6 protein-coding genes are annotated in these 4,065 nt (G+C 50.1%); all 6 read right to left on the reverse strand.

What is annotated here, in order from left to right; all coding sequences use genetic code 11:
- On the reverse strand, positions 1-263 hold a 263-nt coding region (locus DWX26_RS16390; protein WP_118601777.1), incomplete at its 3' end, for a hypothetical protein.
- Complete coding sequence (locus tag DWX26_RS16395) at positions 232-876, reverse strand: CHC2 zinc finger domain-containing protein (RefSeq protein WP_117554922.1); 645 nt, start codon at positions 874-876, stop codon at positions 232-234. The genes DWX26_RS16395 and DWX26_RS16390, both read right to left, overlap by 32 nt.
- Before the next feature lie 65 nt (positions 877-941).
- Positions 942-2,522, reverse strand: coding sequence for a MobQ family relaxase (gene mobQ, locus DWX26_RS16400; protein ID WP_118601778.1), 1,581 nt, complete (start codon positions 2,520-2,522; stop codon positions 942-944).
- 186 nt (positions 2,523-2,708) lie between these two features.
- Positions 2,709-3,047, reverse strand: a complete 339-nt coding sequence (locus DWX26_RS16405) for a helix-turn-helix domain-containing protein (protein WP_003509323.1) — start codon at positions 3,045-3,047, stop codon at positions 2,709-2,711.
- A 525-nt stretch (positions 3,048-3,572) separates the two neighbouring features.
- Positions 3,573-3,869 carry a DUF3847 domain-containing protein gene (locus DWX26_RS16410; RefSeq protein ID WP_118601779.1) on the reverse strand — a complete coding sequence of 99 codons (297 nt, stop codon included), beginning with the start codon at positions 3,867-3,869 and terminating at the stop codon, positions 3,573-3,575.
- A partial coding sequence (locus DWX26_RS16415) for a DeoR family transcriptional regulator (RefSeq protein WP_118601780.1) occupies positions 3,862-4,065 on the reverse strand: 204 nt, incomplete at its 5' end. The genes DWX26_RS16410 and DWX26_RS16415, both read right to left, overlap by 8 nt.

The raw sequence follows: 4,065 nt of genomic DNA on the forward strand, positions 1-4,065 counted from the left end.
AGCCCGTAGGTTTCTTCCAGATAGAGAAGCAGATACTTCATGTCCGTATCGTTTAAGGCGGTGCTTTCCCTGTGGAAGCCGATGGGCTTTATGATGTCCTTGCGGTCGGTCAGGATGTTGTATGCGATAGCTCCGGAAAGCAGCGGATCACGCTGGAATACGGTCAGGCAGTTCCGTATGCTCTGACGGACACCGCCTTTCTCGGTGGTTTCCAGCCCCGCCTTGATTTCCTCAACGCTCTGGGGCGGCTGCATGGCGTTCATGGTGTTTTTTAGTTCCTGCTGCGTCTGTGGCGGCAAGCTCTGCCATTCGCTGTTCAAGCTGTATCACATCCTTTCCGTAGTCCGTAATCAAAGCCGCTTTTTCCTCTGTTTCCCCGAACAGCAGCACATCCAGCTGATATTCCACATGGGCTTGCTTCTGTAAGGCTTCCACAAACCGGGGATGAAAGGCTTCCTCCGGGGAGTGTGGGGCGTAGTCCGTTCTCCATGCCATAAGCAAGTGGAGATAATCGGCAAGAATACGGAAGCAGCGGTTCTTTGCTTCCTGAAACTGTTCCTCCTGGGATTTCTGCCGGGGCTTGGGCTTTTTCGCCTTTCCCGGCGGCTTCCAATCCTCATAGGAAAGCCCGAAGTCCTGTGCCAGTTGTATGGCGGCTTCTTTCTTTCCCAGCCCATACAGGGCGGCGGCAAAATCAATCACATCCCCATCCGCACCGCAGCCGAAGCAGTGGTAACGCCTATCCAGCTTCATGCTTGGGGTTTTATCGTTATGGAACGGGCAGCAAGCCATCCCGTTCCGACCTACATGGATTCCATAATGCTCCGCAGCCTGTCTTGTTGTAACGGACTGCTTCACAACTTCAAATACATTCAAATCTATCCCTCCTTGAAAAAAAGAAAAGCACCTGACATTCTCTGATTGAAAATGGCAAGTGCCTGTTAAAGTTCCATATCCTGTTGTCTGTGTTTCGTCTGTGCCTGGGCTGTTCTTTGTGCTTTTTTCTCGTCAGCCTTATCCTGCAAGACTTCTTTGATAGGCTGTTTCTTGGGCGGCTCTTTGCTTTCTTCTGTGCCGGGGGTGGCTTTCCGTACCCAGTAGCGAATGTCCCGCAGCTTCTTCAAATCCTCCTGTACCTCGGTCAGCGGTGTTTTCAGGGCTGCAATTTCTTCCAGAAGCGTTTCCTGCTCCTCTTGCAGCTCCTTTTGGGTACTGTCCTTATCGTCCGGGTGCTTGGCAAGGTAGGCGGCGGCTTTCGCATACCGGGCAACCTCCGGGTGTTCCTGTTTGAATTTCTCCTTTGTTTTCTTGAAAAATATCTTCTGGTACTTCTCATAGACAGGCTTACATTCCTTGCAGTCTGTCCGGCTGGCAAGAATCCCGTCAATCACTTTGCTGCGGGCTTCCTTTGGCTTCATCTGATTGCGGTAATCTGCGGCTGATTTCCCGGAAGATTCCAGAAACGCTTCTAAGTCCTCCACAGTGGAAAGCCCCTTTTGCCGGAGATAGGACAGGGCTTCGCTGACTGCCTTTAAGTCCTGTGAAGTCCCCCGGTTCTGTCCAGCCCTCGTCCAGTCCTTCCGTTCTTCCTTTCGTATCTCCATGTACTTCATCAGCAGATTGGGAAGAAGTGTCGCTTCCTCCGCCGCTTTTTGTGCAAGCAGCTCTTTCCGTTTTTCTCCCAGCTCGGTAATCCAGCCTTTGAGGTTTTGGATAAGCTGCCGGATAGACTTCATCAGGCGGTTGGCGGCTCTGATTTCCCGGTTCAGGTTGCCGATATTCGTCTGGATACCACGCTTTTCCATCTGCCGGACAGCAGCCCCCTCATGGACAGTGGGGACAATATCAAGCCCCTGTCTGGCATAGGAACGCAAGTCCACACGCTCCGGGCGGTCATTGGCTTCCAGATAGCGGTTCTGGATGACCTCCCATTCATGCCGCCAGATTTCACAATACTCCTGGTCGTTCCAGTCCACCGTATCCTCCTTGTGGCTTTTCCACCTGCCGGATGGCAGCTTTATCCGTTCCCCTTTTTCATCAAGGTCATAAACCTTGCTGCTCTTGGGAAGCCATTTCCCATGTTCGTCCATTGCTCTCATAGTCAACAGGACATGGGCGTGGGGATTGTGTCCCGGCGGATAGGGGTCGTGGATGGCAAAGTCAACAATCATGCCTTTGGAAACAAACTGCTGTTCACAAAACTCCCGGACAAGGACAGCGTACTGGTCGGGCGGTATCTCTCTGGGGATGGTAAGCACCCACCGCCTTGCAAGCTGGGAATTCCATTGCTTCTCCACCGCTTCGGCGGCGTTCCATAAAGTATTGCGGTCTGCATACGACCGTGGGGCATTTGCCGGAAGCAAGATTTCATTGTGGACGATACCACGCTTTTCCGGGTAGTGCTTCACTTCCTGATCGTATCCACAGAACAGCTTTTCGCCGCTCTGGTAGGCAGCGGCGGCAACCGCAGACTGCTGTTGGCTTCGCTGCACAATCGAGATTTCGTTGTGTGGACAGGGCATTTCGTGTCCCTCCTTTCGGTAATTGGTGGATGGGGTGGCGTTTTACCACCTCATTTGGGGCAGAAAAAAAGCAGGAGACCTTTTCAGATTTCCTGCTCGGTGGTGCCGCCGGTGGGCGGCTGGTATTCAGTTTTGAAAGTTCGGGTCAGGGTGGCCCGATGATGAAATAAAATATCTGCATGAAGATTATTCAACTTCTTTTAGTAATTCTTCAACAGAAATACCGTAAAGTTTTGCAAGTGCAAAAAGATTTGATGTGGAAGGGTCGGATGTTCCATTTTCCCATTTTGAAACAGCCTGCCTGCTAACACCAATCGTTTCAGCAACAAATTCCTGCGTCATTTTGCACTGTGTTCTGTGTACTTTGAGTGCTTCACCCAACGATTTCCTCACTACGGATTTTTCCTGCCGTACATCTTTTGAATGGATATATTTGAGTAATGCACGAACAATAAGGGTAAGCAAACCAACAAAGATACATAAGAAAATTATTCCAACGATTATCATAAATACGGTTACTTTCATTTGACCACCTCCTAATGTTGCTGTTGGCTTCATTTCTCTGTACGGATATATTTAAGCAATGCACGAATAACAAGGATAAGCAAGCCGACAAAGATACATGAGAATACTATTCCGACTACAATCATAATGATGTTTACTAACATTTGGATGACCTCCTTTCTTTGTTGGCTTTATTCTATCTGAATTACCGTGTTGCTACCACCAACTATCAAGCAATTATCAGTTGCATATCGGTTGCACAATGATAGCGTTCTGTTTTTTGACCTTATTATACTAAATTACCGTAGATAAGGATAGCTCGACTGATAAAACTTGCTGGACGGGAACAGCTTGCAGCGCAAGGTGTTTCCGGGCGGCAAGTCCACAAAAGGGTAGCTGGCGACAGCCAGCGCAGGGGAAGCGTAGCGTCCCCTGTATGATTTGGAGCAGACCATGACTGCGGAAAATCACAGCCCTCCGGCGAGGAGCCTTCGGAGAACGCAATGCACCAACCTTTGGGTGGTGTATAATTGCGCCCTTAGTAAACTAAGGGGTTTCCGGCTTCTCCCGTTCCAGCAGTTTTTTCAATAGTTCCTGCGTGTCCTGCCTGTGAAAAATGAGTTTCAACAACAGCATGACATCATCATCTGTCAGGCGTTCCGGCTCTTGCAGAGAACTTTCCAGCATACCGCCACGAGTACAGAGCCGGTGCGTCCGTTCCTTTCGGGTAAGCTGCTTCAACTGGTGCTGCAATGCCTTTTCATCATTGATGTCTTTCCGCAGTTTCTTTTCGCTTTTCTCCAGCTCCCGGTTGAGCTTTTCCAGCTTTGAGGTATCAGGCAAGAGCAGCGTCCTCCTCTCCCGGTATCAGCACATAAATCCTGTTTGGTTCTCCAATGCCCTGACGCACCCGCATGATAAGTCCGGCGATTTCCAGTTCATTCAATGAACGTTTGACCGTCATGGGACTGCGGGACAGGACTGTAGCAATGGCTGTGACAGGGAAGCAGACAAAGAGGATTCCGTTCTCGTCCTCCTG

Origin of the sequence: Blautia sp. AF19-1, from assembly GCF_003479155.1 — a bacterium.
Classification (GTDB): Bacteria; Bacillota; Clostridia; order Lachnospirales; family Lachnospiraceae; genus Fusicatenibacter; species Fusicatenibacter saccharivorans.